The organism is Hymenobacter ruricola (genome assembly GCF_015694525.1).
GTDB lineage: Bacteria > Bacteroidota > Bacteroidia > Cytophagales > Hymenobacteraceae > Hymenobacter > Hymenobacter ruricola.
In genome coordinates this window covers 738,846-758,529 of record NZ_JADQDM010000001.1, presented here as the reverse complement: position 1 = coordinate 758,529, position 19,684 = coordinate 738,846, and the positions used below count along the sequence as shown (strand labels likewise).

Sequence of the window (19,684 nt, the reverse complement as noted above, 5' to 3'; positions counted from 1 at the left end):
AGCCGCCATTGACTCTAGGCGGCTGGGATGCTTTGCGTTAATGACAGCAGCGCGTTTGCGCAATGGCGCCGGTGTTCGGCCCAGCTAGCCCGCTTGAGTGGCCCCGGGCAAGGTGCCGAAGCGCGTTCTAAGGTCCTCGTAGGCAGCGGGCGAAATGGCCAGGTGCTGCACCACGGTGGCGGTCGACTGCGTGGTTTTGCCTTTGTTGTCGACTTTGGGGGTCACGTTTTCCAGCGTCAGGTACTGGCAGGCGGGGTCGCTGGCCACGCGGTGCAGCTTGAGGCGGGCGAAGGGGTCCAATGCCGACTGGGCCAGGTGGGGCGCCAGGGCGTGAAGCTGGCCGGCTTCGAGGGCCGAGCGGGTTTGGGCCACGTCCTGGGCAAAGGCAATGGGGTGGGCCAGGGTTTCTTCGTCGGCCCACTCGTTGGTGAGCTCCGAGAAGGGCTCAGTGGCCTGCGAGCGGGCCATCAGGTAGGCGCCGCCGAGGATGATGACCAGCTCGACCAGCCACACCAGCCACAGGAAAAGGCCCGTGGGCGTGGCGCCCTTCAGCGACCAGGTGCCGGTTGCGTTGATTTGGTTGATGGCGCTCCACATGGCGCCGGGGTGGGTGAGCGCATCGGCAAATATGCCCGCGCTGAACGAGGTGCTGGTGTCGGCCTCGCGCCCGGTGCCGGTGGTTTCGGCATTGAAAAGCAGCGTGAGGTAGAGGCTCCATTCCAGGTAGACGGCCGCCAGGCCCACCAGCCCGGCCAGCGCGCCCACGCCCGCGGGGCTGCGCAGCTTGCCAGCCCGCGCCAGCAGCAGCAGCGCCCCGCCCAGCACCAGCCCAAAGCCCAGGCAGAGAAAGAAGTTGATGTACACGAAAGGAATGTACCAGACGGCGTAGATGTACACAAACGCCAGCACCGCGGCGGCCAGCACGCCGCCCAGCAAAAACAGCAGCACGCCCCCAAGAGGCATTTTATTGGAAGGTTGGTAATAGAGACTCATGCGAAGGGGAAAAAGTGGAAAGCAGGAATAACCCAACCGCAATAAACGGATGAATACCCGTCATGCAGCGCGCAGCGAAGCATCTTTACCGCAGCAGTAATTCAATCGACAAGAATCAGTATTGCGGTAAAGATGCTTCGCTGCGCGCTGCATGACGGGCATATAACCCCGCCCCTACCGCTCGATGTGCTTCACCTTGGCCTCGTCCAGGTCTAGCTGGGCTTCCTGCTGGCGCAGCACCTCGTCGTCGAAGCGGTCGTGGTGGCGCAGGTGGGCCAGGGCTTCGCGCTCCACGTTCAGCACGTCGAGCAGCACGAGGTGGTACTGGCGCAGGGCGTCGCGGCCGGCCTCGTCCACTTCCAGCGAGTTGAGGGTGCGGGTGGTGAGGTTGATTTCGGTTTGCATGCGCTGCTGCAGGCGGGCAATGAGCTCGTTGGACTCGGTTTCGGCGGCGTACTGGCGCTGCAGGTGCTTCACGGCGGCCGTGCGCAGGTGCAGGCGCACGCCGGCTTCCTGCTCTTCCAGCGGCGTGCGGTCGTCGCGCTCGGCCAGCCGGGTGAAGCGGATGATGGCCGGCAGCGTGAGCCCCTGCAGCACCAGCGTGACCAGAATGACCACGAAGGTGATGAACAAAATGAGGTTGCGCTGCGGAAACTGCAGGCCGTCGGCCGTCAGCAGCGGCACCGACAGCGCCGAGGCCAGCGACACCACCCCGCGCATGCCCGCCCAGCCCAGCACCAGCGTGCCCTGCCAGCCGGGGCTGGGCTCGCTGCTGCGGACTTTCCGGCTCAGGTAGCGCGGCAGGAACGCCGCCGGGTACATCCACAGCAGCCGAATGACGATGACCAGCGCGCTCATCAGCAGCCCGTAGGTGATGGCCTGTTGCAGGGAATATTCGCCCAGCCCTTCCACCGCAATGGGCAGCTGCAAGCCAATGAGGATGAAGACCAGCCCGTTGAGGACAAAGCTCACGCTGGCCCACACGCTGTTGGCCTGCAGGCGGGTGTTGGCGTCGAACACCCGGTGCGAAAGGTGCGAAAGCAGCAGCCCGCCGCTCACCACCGCCAGCACGCCCGAAAAGTGGAACTCCTCGGCCAGCAGATACATCACGTAGGGCGCCATGAAGGTGAGCACCGTGTTGATGCTGGGCGTGGTGGGCAGGAACCGGTGCAGCAAAAAGAAGCCGCACGCCACCACAATGCCCACCACCAGCCCCATGCCGCTCACGATGACGAAGCTGGCGGCCGCCTGCTGCCACACAAACACGCCCGACGACACGGCCAGCAGCGCAAACCGAAACACAATGAGGCTGCTGGCGTCGTTTATCAGGCTTTCGCCCTCCAGAATGGCCGTCACTCGCCGCGGCACCTTCACGCCGCGCAGCACCGAGGTGGCCGCCACGGCATCGGGCGGCGAAATGATGCCGCCGAGCAGAAAGCCCAGCCCCAGCGTGAACCCCGGAATGACAGCCTGCGCCACCACCGCCACAATGCCCGACGTGAAGGCCACCAGCCCAAACGCCAGCAGCCCAATGGGCCGCCGCCAGCGCCAGAAGTCGTTCCAGGAGGTGGTCCAGGCCGCCTCATAGAGCAGCGGCGGCAGGAAAATCAGGAAAATCAAATCCGGCGCAATGGCCACGCGCGGCAAGCCCGGCACGAAGCTCAGCGCCAGCCCGCCCAGCACCAGAAAAATGGGGTAGGAAATGTGCAGCTTCTGCGCCAGCATCACCAGCAGGAACACGGCGAACAGCAGGCCGAGAATGAGCAGCAGGGTTTCGTGCAGCATGAGGTAGCGGTTGAGCTTGCAAAGTAAGAACGTCATGCTGAGCCCGTCGAAGCACTTGGCTGCTGCCGTAGTCGCTGCCAGTTGTAATGCCGCAGGCGAGGTACCGCGCTGCCTGATGGCCTTTCGCTTGGTGCGACGGGCAAGAGATGCAGGAGAGCGAAACACGGTTCTGCGCTGGTCCACCAGCATGGTGCGGCTTGATTGTTGCTTGGTCATGAGAGCCGATGCGCACCACTCAGGCAGGCATTAACTACTTCTGTTCCAACCAGCCCTGTTTCTATGCTTCACTTCTCCCCTCTCGATTTCCCGCACCGGGCCGTTGCCCGGGTGGCACTAGGACTGCTGCTGGCCAGAGGCGGCGCGGCGCAGGCCCAAACGCCGGCCACGTTTGCCCCGGTCAGCACCTACCCGACTGGCTTCCAAACCTTCCCTTTTAAGGTGGCCGTACTCGATGTGAACGGCGACGGCCGGCGCGATATCGTGACCGCAGACTCTGGCGGCGCTGTAGGAGTGCTGCTAGGACAAACCGGCGGGGGCTTTGCCGCAGCGGTCACCTATGCAGGTGGCGACGGCTTTTCCACCGGCTTAGCTGTGGCTGACACAAATGGCGATGGCCGGCTTGACCTCGTGGTGACAAATAGCATAAGCAACACGGTTGGGGTGCTGCTGGGCCAGCCCGCCGCAGGCTTTGCACCGGTTATCACTTACAGAGCCGTGGCCAGCAGCAACAGCGGCTCCCCAACCGATGTGGCCGTGGCCGATGTGAACGGCGATGGCCGGCCCGATATCCTCACCGCCAATCCCGGCGGCGACGAGGTTGGCGTGTTGCTGGGGCTGGCTGGCGGCGGCTTCGCCCCGGCCACTGTATACCCAACCGGCAGCCGCTCCGGCTTTTTAGCAGTGGCCGATGTGAACGGCGACGGCCGGCCCGATGTGGTCACGGCCAATGGCAGCACGGCCGGGGTGTTGCTGGGCCAGGCCGGTGGAAGCTTTGCCCCCGTTAGTACTTACTCGACCGGCATCGGTACAACCGGCTTGGCGGTGGCCGACGTGAACGGCGACGGCCGGCCCGATATCGTGACCACCAAAAGCGGCAGCAACCTGGTGGGAGTGCTACTGGGACAGACCGGCGGAAGCTTTGCCCCGGTCATAACTTACTCAACCGGACCCGGCAGTAACCCGCAGGGCGTGGCGGTGGCCGACGTAAACGGCGACGGCCGGCCCGATATCGTGACGGGCAACACTGGTAACAGCACGGCCGGGGTGTTGCTGGGACAGGCTGGCGGCGGCTGGGCGACTGTCAGCACCTACGCTGCCGGTGCAGTCGGCTTTACCCTTTACGGCGTGGCCGTGGCCGACGTGAACGGCGACGGCCGGCCTGATATCGTAACGGCTAACTTCGGCAGCGACAGGGTCGGCGTGCTGCTCAACACGGGCACCTTCACGCCCCTGGCCGCCGCACCCGGCGCCGAAGCAGCCGAAGTGGCCTTGTTTCCCAACCCGGCGCACGAGGGCTTCGCCGTGCAGCTGCCCGCCGCCTGGGGCGCCGTTGCCGTCCGGGCTGAGCTGCGCAACGCGCTGGGCCAGGTGGTGCGCCAGCAACCGGAGGCGCGGCCGGCCAGCGGGGCCGCACTCACCTTTGCTACCGCGGGGCTGGCCCCCGGCGTGTACGTGCTGCGCGTGCAGGCCGGCAGCCATTCCCTGACGAAACGCGTGGTGCTCGACTAGCCCGCTTCGCGCCCTTGGTTTGTCTCATTGCCTCCACTGCTGCCCGGCCGTGGAGGCTTTTTTTGGCTGGTGGTCAAGCCACCTGAACCGGCGCGGCTCAGGCAATTGGGCGCCGGCGCGGGCAGCGCGCGCCCGGCGGCGGGAGCTTTTTTCGCGGGTTCCCAACTTCCGCGCCGTACTTTTGACTCCCGTCATGCCCGAACGCTCCACTCCCCCCTCCGCGTCGGCTGCGAAATTCATTTTCGTTACCGGCGGCGTCACTTCTTCACTCGGCAAAGGAATTGTTTCCGCCTCGCTGGCCAAGCTGCTGCAGGCCCGCGGGTTCCGAGTCACCATCCAGAAGTTCGACCCCTACATCAACATCGACCCCGGGACGCTGAACCCCTACGAGCACGGCGAGTGCTACGTGACCGACGACGGCGCCGAAACCGACCTCGACCTTGGCCACTACGAGCGGTTCCTGAACACGCCCACCTCGCAGGCCAACAACGTGACGACCGGCCGCATCTACGACCACGTCATCCGGCGCGAGCGCGAAGGCGCCTTCCTCGGCAAAACCGTGCAGGTGGTGCCCCACATCACCGACGAAATCAAGCGACGGATGCTGCTGCTGGGCCAAACCGGGCAGTTCGACGTGGTGATTACCGAAATCGGCGGCTGCATCGGCGACATCGAGAGCCTGCCCTTCGTGGAGGCCGTGCGCCAGCTGCGCTGGGAGCTGCCCGAGTACGATTCTCTGGTGATTCACCTCACGCTGCTGCCGTTTTTGAAGGCCGCCGGCGAGCTCAAAACCAAGCCCACCCAGCACTCGGTGCGCGACTTGCGCGAGGCCGGCCTGCAGCCCGACATCCTGGTGTGCCGCTCCGAGCACCCCATTCCGATGGAGATGCGGCGCAAAATCGCGCTGTTCTGCAACGTCAAAATCAACTCCGTCATCGAAAGCCTCGACGCCGACAGCATCTACTCCGTGCCGCTGCTTATGCGCAAGGAGGGGCTGGACGAGCGGGTGATTAAGCGCCTGAAACTGACCGGCGGCGCCCAGCACCCCGACTTAGAAGCCTGGAAAGACTTCCTGGGCAAGCTCAAAAACCCGACCGAGGAAGTGACCATTGCCCTCGTGGGCAAGTACGTGGAGCTGCCCGACGCCTACAAATCCATCAACGAAGCCTTCGTGCACGCCGGCGCCCAGAACGAGTGCAAGGTGACGGTGCGCAGCATTCAGTCCGACAACGTGACGCCCGAAAACATCGCGGCCCTGCTGCACGGCTGCGACGGCGTGCTGGTGGCGCCCGGCTTCGGCGAGCGCGGCTTCGAGGGCAAGATTGCGGCGGTGCGCTACGTGCGCGAAAACAACATCCCCTTCTTCGGCATCTGCCTGGGCATGCAGGTGGCCGTGGTAGAATACGCCCGCCACGTGCTGGGCCTGCTCGACGCCAACTCGACGGAGATGGACGCCCTCACGCCCAACCCCGTCATTGCGATGATGGAAGAGCAGAAAAACATCACCCAGAAGGGCGGCACCATGCGCCTGGGCGCCTACGCCTGCGACCTGCGCCGCGGCTCCCGCGCCGCCAAGGCCTACGGCCGCAACCACATCAGCGAGCGGCACCGCCACCGCTACGAGTTCAACAACCAGTACCTGGCCCGGTTTGAGGAAGCCGGCCTGCAAGCCACCGGCACCAACCCCGACACCGGCCTCGTGGAAGTAATCGAGCTGCCCAGCCACCCATGGTTCGTAGCCGGCCAGTTCCACCCCGAGCTGAAAAGCACCGTGGAGAATCCGCACCCGCTGTTCACGCGGTTTGTGCGGGCGGCCATCCAGCACCGCAAGGGGTAAGAAACTTGTCATTGCGAGTGGAGCGCAGCGGAACGCGGCAATCCGTCCTCTCTCTGCGACTAGCCCTGAGTTGTGAAAAAGCCTTTTCTCTCCCATAAAATATGGTGCGCACTTACTACGTCTATTTGCTCACCAACGCCAACCATACCGTCCTGTACATCGGTGTGACTAATGACCTAATCCGACGCGTAGCCGAGCACAAAGCCAACTCTCACGAAGGTTTTACCAAGAAATACAACGTGCATAAGCTAGTGCATTTCGAAACCTACTCCGACATCAATGCGGCAATTGCCAGGGAGAAGCAGCTCAAAGCGGGCTCACGGGCCAAGAAATTGGCTTTGATTGAAGCCAACAACCCAGCTTGGGAAGAATTGGTGGGGTAGAAAGTTTTATCACGTCAGAGGGCTGGTCGCTTAGAGAGGACGGATTGCCACGGCCTGCGGCCTCGCAATGACAGACGAGGCCTTTTCCGCCCGTACCTTTGCCCCTTCGCAACCTTAAAACAATAATGGACAAAAATCAAGCAACCGGCCTGTTTCTCATCTCGGCCTTGCTCCTCGTGTACTTGTTCTTCTTCAGCCCGAAGAAGGACGAAAAAGCCGCTGGCAAAACGCCACCCGCCACCACGGCCGCCACGCAGGCCCCGGCCCCCGCAGCCCCGGCCCTGGCGCCCGAAGCCGCCCTCGACAGCACCGCCGGCCCGGCCCAGGACCTGCACCTGACCAACGCCAACCTCGACGTGACCCTGTCGACCCGCGGCGGCCGCGTGACGGCCGTGCGCCTGCTCAAGTACAAAACCTTCTTCGGCCAGTCGCTGGATTTGTTCGACGCGAAAAGCGCGCGCATGGACACCCGCTTCCGCACCGTGGACGGCAAAACGGTGAAGTTTTCGGATTTGAATTTTCAGGCCCAGCCTTCGCAGGCGGGCGGCGCTTCGGTGCTCACCCTCACGGCGCCGGTGGCCGGCGGCAGCATCGTGCAGACCTACACGCTGCCCGCCAACAGCTTCGAGGTGAAGTACGACCTGCGCCTGCTGGGCCTGGAGCGCACCGTGGCCCAGGAGCCGCTCACGTTCTCGTTTGTGGACCAGGTGCGCCAGACCGAGCAGGACCTCAAGCAGAACCGCAACCACACCACCATCAACCACTACCTGGCCGCCGGCGACCAGGGCGCCCTGGCCGAGGCCAGCGAGAAGCCCGAGGAATACAAGGCCGCCGGCCCGGTGAAATGGGCGGCCCACAAGCACGACTTCTTCGTGGCCGGCCTCATCGCCGACCAGCAGCCGTTCGCGGGCGGTGCGTTCAACTCGAACGTGAACCTGGCCGACTCCAGCACCATCAAAACCCTGAGCAGCACGCTCACCATTCCGGTGGCCGAGGTGGAGCAGGGCCGCGGCCAGTACCGCTTCTACTTCGGCCCCAACGCCTTCAACACCCTGAAAGAAGTGGCGCCCGAGTTCGACCGCAACGTGTACCTGGGCTGGGGCCTGTTCCGCTGGGTGAACCGCTTCGTGGTGCTGCCGGTGTTCCACTTTCTGGAGCAGTACATCAGCTCCTACGGCATCATCATCCTGCTGCTGGTGGTGCTCATCAAGCTGGTCACCTGGCCGCTGACTTACAAAACCTACGAGAGCCAGGCCCGCATGAAAGTGCTGAAGCCGGAAATTGACCAGCTCAAGGAAAAGTACGGCGACGACCAGACCAAGGTGCAGCAGGAAACCATGAAGCTCTACTCCACTTTCGGAGTAAGCCCGCTGAGCGGCTGCGTGCCCACGCTGCTCACGCTGCCCATCCTGTTTGCCATGTTCCAGTTCTTCCCGAACGCCATCGAGCTGCGCCAGCAAAGCTTCCTGTGGGCCAAGGACCTGAGCAGCTACGACGTGTTTGTGAAGCTGCCCTTCTACGTGAAATGGTACGGCGACCACGTGTCGATGTTCACGCTGCTGATGACGGCCTCCACCCTGCTCATGACCTGGCAGAGCAACCAGACCAACACGGCCATGCAGGGCCCCATGAAGACCTACAGCTACCTGATGCCCATCATCTTCCTGTTCGTATTGAACAGTTTCGCGGCGGGCCTCACCTGGTACTACTTCGTGTCGAACGTCATCACCTTCGCCCAGCAGGCCATCACCAAAGCCTTCGTGGACGACACCAAAATTCGGGCCCAGCTCGAAGCCAACAAAATCAAAAACAAGGACAAGAAGCCCGGCGGCCTGCAAGGCCGCATCGCCGAAGCCATGAAGGCCGCGCAGGAGCGCGAAGCCCAGGCCAAGCGCAAGTCGTAGCTTCTTCTGTCATCCTGAGCAGTCTGCTCAGGATGACGGAGAAAGCATAAAAGCCGGCAGAACACAACCGTAGGCACGGTTTTCGTTCTGCCGGCTTTTTGTTTGCCTACTTGCACCCGGCAATTCTCTCACCCGTGTTATCCCAGCTCCCCGCCATGCGCCATCTCGCCCTGTTGCTGCTGTTGTTTGCGTTCGGCCTCACGCTGCCCGCCTGCGCCCAGAAGGCCACCAAAACCCAAAAGGTGAAAACCAAAAAGGTCAGCAAAAGCCCCGCCGCCCCGGCCAAGCCCGCCAAACCCGCCGTGGCCGACGGCCCGGTCATCACCTTCGAGCGCACGGCCTGCTTTGGCACCTGTCCTTCCTACACCCTGCAGGTCTTCGCCGATGGCCGCGTGGCCTACGAGGGCCGGCGGTTTGTGCCGCAGGTGGGCAAAAAGGAGTTGCGCATGTCGGCCGCGGCCGTCGCCGACCTGCTGCAGCGAGCCCGGGAAGCGCATTTCGAGCAATTTCAGCCGCGCTATACGCAGAATACCAGCGACCTGCCGAGCGTGATACTCGCGGTGCGCCAGGCCGATGGCCAGCTCAAAGCCGTGTGGGTGGAAGAAGGCGAGCCCGAAAACGTGCGGGAGCTGGTCACCTATTTCGGGCATCAGTTCGACGCGCTGGCGCAGGTCGGAGTCCTCTCCGAAAAATAGCCTAATAGCCCTGGCGCGGGCCTGGCGCCGCCCGCTGCCTAGTTCCCGCCCGGAGCGGTGGGCGCAGGCTTGAACACCAACCGAAACGCCTTGAGCGCCGCCGGATGGTAGATGGTGGCGTGCGTTTCCTGGGGCATGGCCTCGTATTGGCAGGTGATGGTGCCCCCTGGCTTGCTGTTTAGCAGTTTGGCCAACTGGTTCATGACGTCCGGCTCTCCATCGCGGCTGGTGGCCAGAAACACGGTTTTGGGCGGGCCCGCCTTGGCCTGGAGCAAGGGGGACTTAGCGGCCTCTTTCGCTAGCTGGCCGTTGTTCCACCACAGGCTGGGGTCGAAGGCTAAGTAGGTATTGAACAGTTCGGGCTCCAAGAGCAGCGTTTCGACCACAAACAAACCCGCCAGCGACTCGCCCACGATGGCCGTTTCCGCCGTGGTGCGGTAGCGCTTTTTCACCGCGGGCATTAGCTCCTCGCGGATAAACTGCCGATACGCGGCCGAGCCGCCCACGCGGGGCGCAATTTTCTTGTCCTTCTCGTTGGTGGTGGGCCCGGTGAGGTCGCGCCGCCGCTCGGTGTTTTCGATGCCCACCAAGATGAACGGCCGCATCGTGCCGTTGCCCACCGACACCTGCACCAGGCCGGCCACGTGCAGGAAATCTTCCTTCATGCCGCCATCGGGCATGTAGAGCACGGGCAGGCGCAGGGCCGGCGTTTCGGCGTAGCCATCCGGCAAGTACACATTGATACGGCGCGTTTCGCCTAAGGCTTTCGAGGCAATGGTGAAGGTTTGGCCCATCACCAGCGGCGCCGCCTCGGACCCCGGGCCCGGGGCTTGGGCGTGCGCGGCCGAAAGCCCGGACAGGCTCAACAGCATCAGCAAAACGGCGGGGCGGAAGCAGCTCATTGGCTTGGGTAAAAAAAGTTTGGCAAGGGCAATGACGCCAACGGCGCCGAAAAGGATGCCGCTAGTCCTTGTGCACGCGCTCCAGCAGCAGGGTGTTCATGGGGTTGGGCGTGAGGCCGCGCACGTTGTTCTGCGTCAGGCGCACCACTTCATCGTAATAGAGGCTGATGACGGGCGACTCTTCCACCACAATACGGTCCATGGCCTGGTAGAGGGCCGTGCGCCGGGCCACGTCCTGGGTGCCGCGGGCTTCGTCGTAGAGCTTGTCGTACTGCGCGCTTTTGAAGTGGGTTTTGTCGGGGCCGGCGGGGCTGAAATTGGGGCTGTAGAACAGGGCCAGGTAGTTTTCGGCGTCGGGGTAGTCGCCCAGCCAGCTTTTGGCGAAGAAGGCCACCCGGCCGTTGTCCACCAGGTCCTGCTGCGCGGCCGATTGATTGATGTCAATCTGGACCTGCACGCCCACGTCGGCCCACTGCTTTTGCAGGTACTCGCCTATCTCCTTGCGTTCCAGCACGGTGCTCAGGCGCAGGCGCAGGGGACGCTGCAGCCCGTAGCCCGCGGCGCGCAGCAGCTGCCGCGCCTTTTGCGGCTGGTAGGAGTAGCCCGGCACTTCCTTTTCCGAGAACGACGGCAGGGCTTTGGGCACGAAGCCCGAGTTCCCCGGGTCGCCCACGCCGTTGAGCAGGTACTTCAGCATCTCGGGCTTGTTCAGGGCGAAATTCAGGGCCTGGCGCACGCGCCGGTCGCGCAGGGCCCGGCCTTGGGCGGCCTGCTCGCCCGTCAGGTTGGCCGAGTCGAGCTGAATGCCCAGGTATTCGGTGTTCAGGTACGGCGCTTTTTGCACCGTGAACTTGCCCTTGAAATCATCCCGAATGGTGCCGTCCGGGTGCATGATGAGGTCGCGCGAGCCGGCCCGGATGCCGGACAGAAAATCCAGCTTGCCCTGCATGAAGGTGAGAAACTCGGTTTTGCGGTCGGGCAGAAAGCTCACCGCTACGGCATCCAGGTACGGCAATTTGCGGCCCTGCCGGTCGCGCCGCCAGTAATTTGGGTTGCGCTCATACAGCAGCACGTTGCCTTCGTCCCAGAGCTTAAACCGGAACGGACCGGTGCCCACCGGATGCTCCCGAAAGTCCTTGCCGTACTTGGCCACGGCCTCGTGCGGCACCACGTAGGCATACGGCATCGTCAGAATGCCCAGAAACGGCACAAACGGCTCCTTCAAATGGATGCGTAGCGTGGAGTCGTTGGCGGCCACGAAAGCCGTGTCGCTGATGCTGCCGTCGGGCTTCTCCAGCACCTTGCCCCGGAAAATCCAACCGCCGGTGCTGGCCGTGGCCGCATCTAGGATGCGCTTGAAGGAATACACGAAGTCCTGAGCAATAACCCGACGCGTGGCAGCGGGAGAAGCTTCTGTGCCATATTTTTCTATATCGGCTCGACTTCGGCCTGGATGGTCTTTCAGTTCCTGGTCGACCAATGCTTTCGTGTCAGCCGCCGAAGGATGAAATACCTCCTCATTCTCATGAAAGAAAACCCCTTTTCGTAATACGAACGTGTACGTCTTGCCATCGGGCGAAATGCTATAACGACGGGCCAGCGCCGGCACCGGCTGCAAGGCCGAATCAAGCTCCACCAGCCCGTTGTAGAGCTGGTTCACGGCCCACCAATTGGCCTGGTTGCGGGCAAAAGCGGGGTCGAGCGACGAGAGGGCCTCGGGCTGGTTGTAGCGGAACACGCGGCGCTCGTCGGCGGCCGGGCGGGCCGCGTCGTGGCAGCCGGCCAGCGTCAGCAAGCCCAGCCAGAATCCAAACCAATTAGCCAAGAAGCTAGCCCGACGTGCCAAAAAAGGGGCCATGCGAAGAGGGAAAGAATGTATCTTTGTGCAATGCTACGGCAAAAGTTATTAGTTTTTAGTTGTCAGTTATTCGTTGTCAGTTGTTAGTCGAAAGCCCCGGAAAAGGCCGCTAACTGACAATGAAGCCCTGAACTGCTAACAACTGGCAACGAACAACTGACAACTAGAGAGACTCATGGGAAAAATCATCGCGGTAGCCAATCAGAAAGGCGGGGTGGGCAAAACCACTACCTCCATCAACCTCGCGGCGTCCCTGGCCGCCCTGGACTACCGGACCCTGCTCGTCGACGCCGACCCTCAGGCCAACGCCACTTCCGGCGTGGGCTACGACCCGAAGGACATCCAGAACAGCATTTACGAGTGCATGGTGGACGGCATCAACGCCCAGGACATCATCCTGCCCACCAACATCCTGCCCCACCTCGACCTCATGCCCTCCCACATCGACCTGGTGGGCGCCGAGGTGGAGATGATAAACCTGCCCAACCGCGAAGAAAAAATGAAGGAGGCCCTGCGCCCCCTCGCCGAGCAGTACGACTACATCATCATCGACTGCTCGCCCTCGCTGGGCCTCATCACCGTCAACGCCCTCACGGCCGCGCACTCGGTCATCATCCCGGTGCAGTGCGAGTACTTCGCCCTCGAAGGCCTGGGTAAGTTACTGAACACCATCAAAATCATTCAGAGCCGCCTCAACACCGAGCTCGAAATCGAGGGCATCCTGCTCACGATGTACGACGTGCGCCTGCGCCTGAGCAACCAGGTGGTGGAGGAAGTCCGCATGCACTTCCAGCAGCTGGCCTTCGACACCATCATCCCGCGCAACGTGAAGTTGAGCGAGTCGCCCAGCTTCGGCATCCCCGTCATCCTGCACGACGCCGAAAGCAAAGGCTCCATCAGCTACCTCAACCTGGCCCGCGAAATCGTGGAGAAAAACAGCGTGGAAGCCACCGAGGAAACGGCCGAGGACGAGCGGATTTAAGGAATCGCTTTCAAAAGGCCGTCATGCTGAGCGAAGTCGAAGCATCTCTACCGCACAACTAATCAATCGGCGCCATAGCAGCGGAATTCCCTTCTGATTCTTAAAGCTCAGCCAATTCCTAATGGCATCTTCCTCCGAACGCCTGCCGCCAGATTTTCGAGTAAGATACCGTCTCTACAGTGCTGAAGAAGGAGGACGAAAGACGCCGCACTTCCAGCACATCCGGTGGGATTTCGCTTATGAGGATGTGGAAATTTCTCCGCCAAATCAGGTATTTATGATTTGGCCGGAATTTATCACGCCATCTGGCGAAATGCTACCCGAAGGTGAGCCTATGCCCCAGTATGGCTTGGCTGATATGTATATTCTAAATTCTGCTTTTCGGGAATTTCACAGCCAGCACATTAGGGTTGGGACTAAAGGCTACTTCCGGGAAGGCGGTTTGATAATTGGTCAGTGTGAAGTCGTTGAATTAATTGCGCTGCACCAGAATCCTAAGTCATAATTTGACTTTTTGAGACTATTCAAACCATGTAGTCGTTAGCTTGCACTCCATGTACACCTCCCCTGCTCACCCCCTAATTGGCATCGACCCGGAAATCCGGTTCGGCCGGGCGTGCCTGATTGGCACCCGCATTAGCGTGGATGATGTGCTGGGCTGGCTGGGCAATGGCATGAGCAACGCCGACATCATCGAAGACTTTCCCGAACTCACGGAGGAGTTGATTCGGGCCTGCCTGCGCTTTGCGGCCGACCGCCAGCGCCACACCCGCCTGGTAGCCCGGTGAAGCTGCTAATTGACCAGAATCTGTCGCACCGCTTGGTGAAGCACTTGCAGGAGCAGTTTCCCGGCACGGAGCAGGTGCGACGGCTGGGATTAACCAACAACCGCGACACCACCATTTGGGAGTACGCTCGGCAACACGATTTTGTGATTCTGACGCAGGACGAAGACTTTTTCGACCTTAGCTCATTACGAGGCGCGCCGCCCAAAGTGCTTTTGCTCAGAACCGGAAACCTGCCTAGCGCGGAGGTAGTGGCGCTGCTGCGAAGCCAATTGCTGCTGATTTATACGCTGCTGGCGCCGGAGAGCGAAGTCAACTGCCTTGAACTGACGTAGCCACCGCCCGCCCCAAACTTCCGGCTTGCCCTTCGCTGAACTCTCCGTAAATTTGACGTTCGGTTGCCGACTGCCTTTTATGGGCCCGGCCCACGCACTATGGCTCAAGAGAGAAACGAAGAGAAATTGCAAGCTGCCCTGGCTGCCGCCGCGGCCGTGAAACGCAAAGGTGGCCTGGGCCGCGGCCTCAACGCCCTGATTGAGGGCAGCTACGACAAGAAAGGCGACCGGCCCGGCTCCGACCGGCTGGTGTCGCACCCCGTCAATTCGGTGGGCTTCATCTCGGTCGAGCACATCGAGGCCAACCCCTACCAGCCCCGCACCCACTTCGACCAGCAAGCCCTGCAGGAACTGGCCGACAGCATCAAAATCCAGGGCATCATCCAGCCGGTGACCCTGCGCCAGCTCGGCACCAATTCCTACCAGCTCATCTCGGGCGAGCGCCGCCTGCAGGCCTCCAAGCTGGCGGGTTTGGAGACCATTCCGGCGTACATCCGCAAGGCCGACGACCAGCAAATGCTGGAAATGGCCCTGATTGAGAACATTCAGCGCGAAAACCTGAATGCCATCGAAATTGCCCTCAGCTACCAGCGCCTGCTCAGCGAGTGCAACCTGCGCCAGGAAGAGCTGGGCGACCGGGTGGGCAAAAACCGCTCGACCGTCACCAACTACCTGCGCCTGCTGAAGCTGCCGCCCGACGTGCAGATTGGCCTGCGCGACGCCGAAATCAGCATGGGCCACGCCCGCGCCCTCATCGGCCTCGACGACCCCAGGGCCCAGGTGGAGCTCTACCGCAAAATCGTGGCCGAGGAGCTGTCCGTGCGCCGCGTGGAAGAACTGGTGCGCAGCGGCTACGGCCGCCCCGCGGCCCAGCCCAGCGAGAACGGTGCCGCCAGCGCCGCCCCCGCCCAACCGGCCGTGCCCGCTGCCGAGTTGCGCCGCACCGAGCGCCACCTCACCGACCGGTTTGGCTCGCGCGTGCAGGTGCGGCCCGGCCCCAAAGGCAACGGCGAAATCAAAATCGCCTTCGACTCGATTGAGGACATGCAGCGCATCCTGCACATCCTGCACCCCTCCTAAAGCCGCCGCCCCCGGTGGGCAGGCGGTTCTCGTAATTCAGAGCACTGGCCAACATGCTAAATCCCGGGCGTTTTCCGTTAGCGGAGTTGCTATGAAGAAGCTGTATCATCACATCGCGGCCTTGCTGGTTCTGGCTTGCTCATTGCTGGCGGGCCCAAGCGGCTGGGCCCAAGTATTCAACCCCGCCAATCCCAACGACCCGGCGGCGCGCACGCCGGCCCAAATTCTGGCCGACACCACCGAGCGCCGCGAAGTGGTGGTGACGCCCGAAGCCAAGCGCCGCAAAGCCGCCGCCGACTCAGCCAAGCGCACCGAGCGCATGTTTCGGGCGTTCGGCTACGAGGGCATTCGCCTCACGCGGCCGGGCAAGGCGGCCCTGCTGGCCACCGTGCTGCCCGGCGCGGGCCAGATTTACAACCGCCGCTATTGGAAGCTGCCGCTGGTGTACGGCGCCCTGGGCACGGTGGTAGGGCTCGAAGTTTTCTGGCAGCGGCGCTACACGGAGTTTTCCGACGCCTACGACCTGGTGACGGCCAACCCGAAACTGCTGCGCACCACGAGCCTGGGCCCCCAGGCCCGCCTATTCAACAGCGCCGAGGGCATCAAGTCGGCGCTGGTGTACTACCGCGGCAACCGCGACATCTACTACCTCTACATCGGCTTGGCCTACGGCCTGCAAATTGTGGACGCGCTGGTGGACGCCCACCTCAAAGACTTCGACGTGAGCGACGACCTCGCGCTGCACTGGCAGCCCACGCTGCTGCCGGTGCCCGGCCAGCCGGCCGTTATTCCCTTCACGCCCGGCCTGCAAGTGGCGCTGCGGGTGAAATAATATATTTTATCTACCTGTCATCCTGAACATTCTGCGACTCAAGCAGAGACGAAGGACCTTCTCACCCTTGCTTCACTGCAAGTCGTTCAACGGTGAGAAGGTCCTTCGCTGCACTCAGGATGACAGACGCTTCCAAAATCTCCTAAGATGAAAATTCTCCTCATCGGCTACGGCAAAATGGGCCAGACCATCGGCGCGCTGGCCCGGCAGCGCGGCCACGAAATCGCCGGCATTGTGGACCTGCACGCCGGCCCGGCCACCATTGCCGACTTCACGCCCGCCACGGCCGACGTGGCCATTGAGTTCACCCATCCCGATTCGGCGTTTGCTAACGTGGCGGCCTGCCTGCGCCAGGGCCTGCCGGTGGTGTGCGGCTCCACGGGCTGGCTGCACCATTTTGAGGAAGCCCAAGCCCTGACCGCTGAAGTAAACGGCAGCCTGTTCTACGCTTCCAACTACAGCGTGGGCGTGAACCTGTTTTTCCACTTCAACGAGTACCTCGCGGCTAAAATGAGCCAGTTTGGCGGCTACGACGTGGCGGTGCGCGAAATCCACCACACCCAGAAAATCGACCAGCCCAGCGGCACAGCCCTCACCACGGCCGAAGGCATCCTGCGCCACTTCCCCGCCAAAACCACCTGGCGCAACGCCCCCGCCGAAAGCCCCGCCGAGCTGGCCATCCTCAGCGAGCGTACCGGCGAGGTGGTGGGCACGCACATCGTCACGTACACCTCCGACGTCGACACCCTGGAGCTCAAACACGAGGCCCACAGCCGCGAAGGCTTTGCGCTGGGCGCGCTGCTGGCCGCCGAGTGGCTGCCCGGCCGCCGGGGCGTATTTGGAATGAAAGAGCTGCTGGATTTGTAAACAACGTCAGGCCGAGCGCAGCGCAGCATCTTTACCGCGCAACGTAATTAGTTACCATTGCGGTAAAGATGCTTCGCTGCGCTCGGCCTGACGTTCTGTATATTTTTTAAACGGCCTCTCAGCCAGTAACTCCCCCGCTGCTGCGTTTCTTTGCCTGATTTTCACTGCCAAGCCCAAGCTTGCTTCCCATGTCTTTGCTCAAAACCGACCCCACCGCTCCCCCGAAGCCGCCCAAAACGAAAACCCGCGAATGGGCCGATTCGCTGATTTTTGCCATTGTGGCGGCCACGCTCATCCGCTGGGCCACGTTTGAGGCCTACACCATTCCCTCGCCCAGCATGGAAAACTCCCTGCTCGTGGGCGACTATTTGTTTGTGAGCAAGCTGCACTACGGCCCCATCACGCCCCAGACGCCGCTGCAGGTGCCCCTCACCCACCAAACCATCTGGGGCACGGGCCTGCAAAGCTATTCCGAGCTCATTCAGCTGCCTACTTACCGGCTGCCGGGCTTCTCCGAGATTAAGCGCAACGACGTGGTGGTGTTTCACGTGCCCCACGAAACCCAGTTCCCCGCCGACCTGCGCACCAACTACATCAAGCGCTGCGTGGCCGTGGCCGGCGACACCCTCGAAATCAAAAACGGCCAGGCGTACCTCAACGGCCAGCCCGAGGGCGCCGTGCCCGGCCTGCAAACCGACTACGAAATGCAGGTCGACAACCCCAACGACGAGGTGCTGGCCGCCCTGCGCGCGCACGGCGTGGTGGACTACCAGCAGCCCGGCGGCATGCCCCAGGCCATGGCCGGCGAAGTGCCCGGCACCTTCGTCTACAAAATCAGCTGCAACGCCGCCACCGCCGACTTCTTCCGCAAGCAGCCCTACGTGAAGCGCCTCGACGTGTACGAGCCCGGGCTGGCGGGCAGCCTCTTCCCCGACCGCGCCGACTTCACCAATTCCGACGCCCTGAGCAAAACGCCCCGTAAGTGGACCCTGGACAACTACGGCCCCCTGCCCATCCCCAAAAAGGGCCAGACCATTGCCCTCAGCCCCGGCAACGCCGCCATTTACTACAAAATCGTGGCCCGCTACGAGCACAACCAGGGCGTGACCTGGAACAACGCCGAAGGCATGATGTACCAGAACGGCAAGCCGCTCACCAGCTACACCATCAAGCAGAACTACTACATGATGATGGGCGACAATCGCCACAACTCCGAAGACTCCCGCTTCTGGGGCTTCGTGCCCGAAGACCACGTGGTGGGCAAAGCCGTGCTCATCTGGCTTTCCGTGGACCCCAACGCCGACTTCTGGCACAAAATCCGCTGGAGCCGCCTGTTCAACATCATTCACTAGCCCACTGGTTTGTCATGGCGAGCGCAGCGAAGCAATCCGTCCTGCTCTCAGCGATTAGCCTGGTATTATGGAAAGCCCCGGCACTGTGCAGTGCCGGGGCTTTTCGCTTCATTCGCGCGTCTGGTTTGGATGGGACGGATTGCTTCGCTGCGCTCGCCATGACAAACCCGGTTTACCACACTATCGGCTCCAGGCCCATGCGCTGCAGCCACGCGTTGGTCTTGCTAAACGGCTTGCTTCCGAAGAAGCCCTTGTCCGCCGCAAACGGCGACGGGTGCACCGACTTCAGCACCAGATGCTTTTTCTCGTCAATCAGCTCGGACTTCTTGCCCGCGTAGGCGCCCCAGAGAATGAACACCACGTGCTCCTTCCCCTCGGAAACCTTGCGAATAACTGCATCGGTGAATTCTTCCCAGCCCTTTTTCTGGTGCGAGGCCGGCTCGCTGGCCCGCACCGTGAGCGTGGCGTTGAGCAGCAGCACGCCCTGCTGGGCCCAGCGGTCGAGGTTGCCGTTGGGAGCGGGCGGCGTGCCGGGAATGTCGTCCTGCAGCTCCTTGAAAATGTTCTGGAGCGAAGGCGGCGTGCGCTGCCCTTCCTGCACCGAAAACGAGAGGCCATGCGCCTGGTTGCGGCCGTGGTAGGGGTCCTGGCCCAGTATCACCACCTTCACTTGCTCAAACGGCGTGGCGTCGAAGGCGTGAAATATCTGGGGGCCGGCCGGGAACACGGTAGCCGTGGCGTACTCACCTTTCACAAAGGCGATTAAGCGCTGGAAATAGGGCTTTTCAAACTCATCGGCCAGCACCGGCCGCCAGCTTTCGGCTATCTTTACCATGGAAAGTTTTCTGAAAATAAACGGGTGTTCGCGGCGTTGGAAGGCCGCGGTTGCGTAAAACCAATTTCCGCGGGCCGCTGTTACGCCCGTGCTACCTATTAGCCCGACACCTATGCCCACCACCACTACGCAAGGCGTCACCGTTTCGGTTACGACCAACTACTTGCCCGACTATTCCAGCCCCGGCCAGGAGCACTTCGTGTTCGCCTACAAGATTGAAATCCGCAACAACAGCGAGTTTACTGTGAAACTGTTGCGCCGCCACTGGCACATCCACGACGCCAACGGCGTGGTGCGCGAGGTGGAAGGCGAAGGCGTGGTGGGCCGCCAGCCCGTGCTCGAGCCCGGCGAAGCCCACCAGTACGTGAGCGGCTGCAACCTGAAATCGGGCGTGGGCAAGATGCGCGGCACCTACCTCATGGAGCGCCTCGCCAACGGCCAGGAATTCACGGTGGAAATTCCGGAGTTCACGCTCATGGTGCCCTACCGGCTTAATTAATACTATAGCGCGCCAAGCGCATTGTAGCGCGA

19 protein-coding genes are annotated in these 19,684 nt (G+C 62.4%); 14 read left to right on the top strand and 5 right to left on the bottom strand.

Going from position 1 to position 19,684, the window contains the following annotated elements:
* Nucleotides 1–84: 84 nt before the first annotated feature.
* Nucleotides 85–993: a hypothetical protein gene (locus tag I2H31_RS03365; protein WP_196291574.1), complete on the bottom strand. Its 909-nt coding sequence runs from the start codon at nucleotides 991–993 to the stop codon at nucleotides 85–87.
* A 174-nt stretch (nucleotides 994–1,167) separates the two neighbouring features.
* A complete protein-coding gene (locus I2H31_RS03360) occupies nucleotides 1,168–2,814 on the bottom strand; it encodes a Na+/H+ antiporter (protein ID WP_230687410.1) in 1,647 nt (548 codons plus the stop codon).
* Nucleotides 2,815–3,057: 243 nt separating this feature from the next.
* Between I2H31_RS03360 and I2H31_RS03355 the strand changes: the two genes are divergently transcribed.
* From I2H31_RS03355 to I2H31_RS03335, 5 genes are all read left to right on the top strand, one after another.
* A complete protein-coding gene (locus I2H31_RS03355) occupies nucleotides 3,058–4,506 on the top strand; it encodes a T9SS type A sorting domain-containing protein (RefSeq protein WP_196291573.1) in 1,449 nt (482 codons plus the stop codon).
* A 193-nt stretch (nucleotides 4,507–4,699) separates the two neighbouring features.
* The gene (locus I2H31_RS03350) at nucleotides 4,700–6,343 is read left to right on the top strand and encodes a CTP synthase (RefSeq protein WP_196291572.1); all 1,644 of its coding nucleotides are present in this window, start codon (nucleotides 4,700–4,702) and stop codon (nucleotides 6,341–6,343) included.
* Between the two features lie 101 nt (nucleotides 6,344–6,444).
* Nucleotides 6,445–6,726 (top strand): GIY-YIG nuclease family protein, encoded by a 282-nt coding sequence (locus I2H31_RS03345; RefSeq protein WP_196291571.1) that lies wholly within the window; start codon nucleotides 6,445–6,447, stop codon nucleotides 6,724–6,726.
* Nucleotides 6,727–6,851: 125 nt separating this feature from the next.
* Nucleotides 6,852–8,630 (top strand): membrane protein insertase YidC, encoded by a 1,779-nt coding sequence (gene yidC / locus I2H31_RS03340; protein WP_196291570.1) that lies wholly within the window; start codon nucleotides 6,852–6,854, stop codon nucleotides 8,628–8,630.
* Between the two features lie 155 nt (nucleotides 8,631–8,785).
* On the top strand, nucleotides 8,786–9,325 hold the full coding sequence (locus tag I2H31_RS03335) for a DUF6438 domain-containing protein (protein WP_196291569.1): 540 nt from the start codon (nucleotides 8,786–8,788) through the stop codon (nucleotides 9,323–9,325).
* Between the two features lie 38 nt (nucleotides 9,326–9,363).
* Here the strand turns inward: I2H31_RS03335 and I2H31_RS03330 are convergent, their stop codons facing one another.
* The gene (locus tag I2H31_RS03330) at nucleotides 9,364–10,227 is read right to left on the bottom strand and encodes an alpha/beta hydrolase (RefSeq protein WP_196291568.1); all 864 of its coding nucleotides are present in this window, start codon (nucleotides 10,225–10,227) and stop codon (nucleotides 9,364–9,366) included.
* Between the two features lie 61 nt (nucleotides 10,228–10,288).
* Nucleotides 10,289–12,085: an ABC transporter substrate-binding protein gene (locus I2H31_RS03325; RefSeq protein WP_196291567.1), complete on the bottom strand. Its 1,797-nt coding sequence runs from the start codon at nucleotides 12,083–12,085 to the stop codon at nucleotides 10,289–10,291.
* Nucleotides 12,086–12,260: 175 nt separating this feature from the next.
* Here I2H31_RS03325 and I2H31_RS03320 point away from each other — a divergent pair, with 175 nt between their 5' ends.
* From I2H31_RS03320 to lepB, 8 genes are all read left to right on the top strand, one after another.
* Nucleotides 12,261–13,067: a ParA family protein gene (locus I2H31_RS03320; protein WP_196291566.1), complete on the top strand. Its 807-nt coding sequence runs from the start codon at nucleotides 12,261–12,263 to the stop codon at nucleotides 13,065–13,067.
* Between the two features lie 121 nt (nucleotides 13,068–13,188).
* Nucleotides 13,189–13,572 (top strand): hypothetical protein, encoded by a 384-nt coding sequence (locus tag I2H31_RS03315; protein ID WP_196291565.1) that lies wholly within the window; start codon nucleotides 13,189–13,191, stop codon nucleotides 13,570–13,572.
* Nucleotides 13,573–13,621: 49 nt separating this feature from the next.
* Nucleotides 13,622–13,855, top strand: a complete 234-nt coding sequence (locus tag I2H31_RS03310) for a DUF433 domain-containing protein (RefSeq protein WP_196291564.1) — start codon at nucleotides 13,622–13,624, stop codon at nucleotides 13,853–13,855.
* On the top strand, nucleotides 13,852–14,187 hold the full coding sequence (locus tag I2H31_RS03305; protein ID WP_196291563.1) for a DUF5615 family PIN-like protein: 336 nt from the start codon (nucleotides 13,852–13,854) through the stop codon (nucleotides 14,185–14,187). The genes I2H31_RS03310 and I2H31_RS03305 overlap by 4 nt, the downstream gene beginning before the upstream one ends.
* Nucleotides 14,188–14,286: 99 nt before the next feature.
* A complete protein-coding gene (locus I2H31_RS03300; RefSeq protein WP_196291562.1) occupies nucleotides 14,287–15,267 on the top strand; it encodes a ParB/RepB/Spo0J family partition protein in 981 nt (326 codons plus the stop codon).
* A gap of 91 nt (nucleotides 15,268–15,358) precedes the next feature.
* On the top strand, nucleotides 15,359–16,099 hold the full coding sequence (locus I2H31_RS03295) for a DUF5683 domain-containing protein (protein WP_196291561.1): 741 nt from the start codon (nucleotides 15,359–15,361) through the stop codon (nucleotides 16,097–16,099).
* 147 nt (nucleotides 16,100–16,246) lie between these two features.
* Nucleotides 16,247–16,966, top strand: coding sequence for a 4-hydroxy-tetrahydrodipicolinate reductase (gene dapB, locus I2H31_RS03290; RefSeq protein ID WP_196291560.1), 720 nt, complete (start codon nucleotides 16,247–16,249; stop codon nucleotides 16,964–16,966).
* 188 nt (nucleotides 16,967–17,154) lie between these two features.
* Entirely contained in the window at nucleotides 17,155–18,318 is a 1,164-nt protein-coding gene (gene lepB, locus I2H31_RS03285) for a signal peptidase I (protein WP_196291559.1), read from the top strand.
* A 172-nt stretch (nucleotides 18,319–18,490) separates the two neighbouring features.
* Here the strand turns inward: lepB and I2H31_RS03280 are convergent, their stop codons facing one another.
* A complete protein-coding gene (locus tag I2H31_RS03280; RefSeq protein WP_196291558.1) occupies nucleotides 18,491–19,153 on the bottom strand; it encodes a uracil-DNA glycosylase in 663 nt (220 codons plus the stop codon).
* Nucleotides 19,154–19,265: 112 nt separating this feature from the next.
* On the opposite strand from I2H31_RS03280, the gene apaG reads away from it, so the two are divergent.
* A complete protein-coding gene (gene apaG / locus I2H31_RS03275; RefSeq protein WP_196291557.1) occupies nucleotides 19,266–19,652 on the top strand; it encodes a Co2+/Mg2+ efflux protein ApaG in 387 nt (128 codons plus the stop codon).
* Nucleotides 19,653–19,684 lie beyond the last annotated feature (32 nt).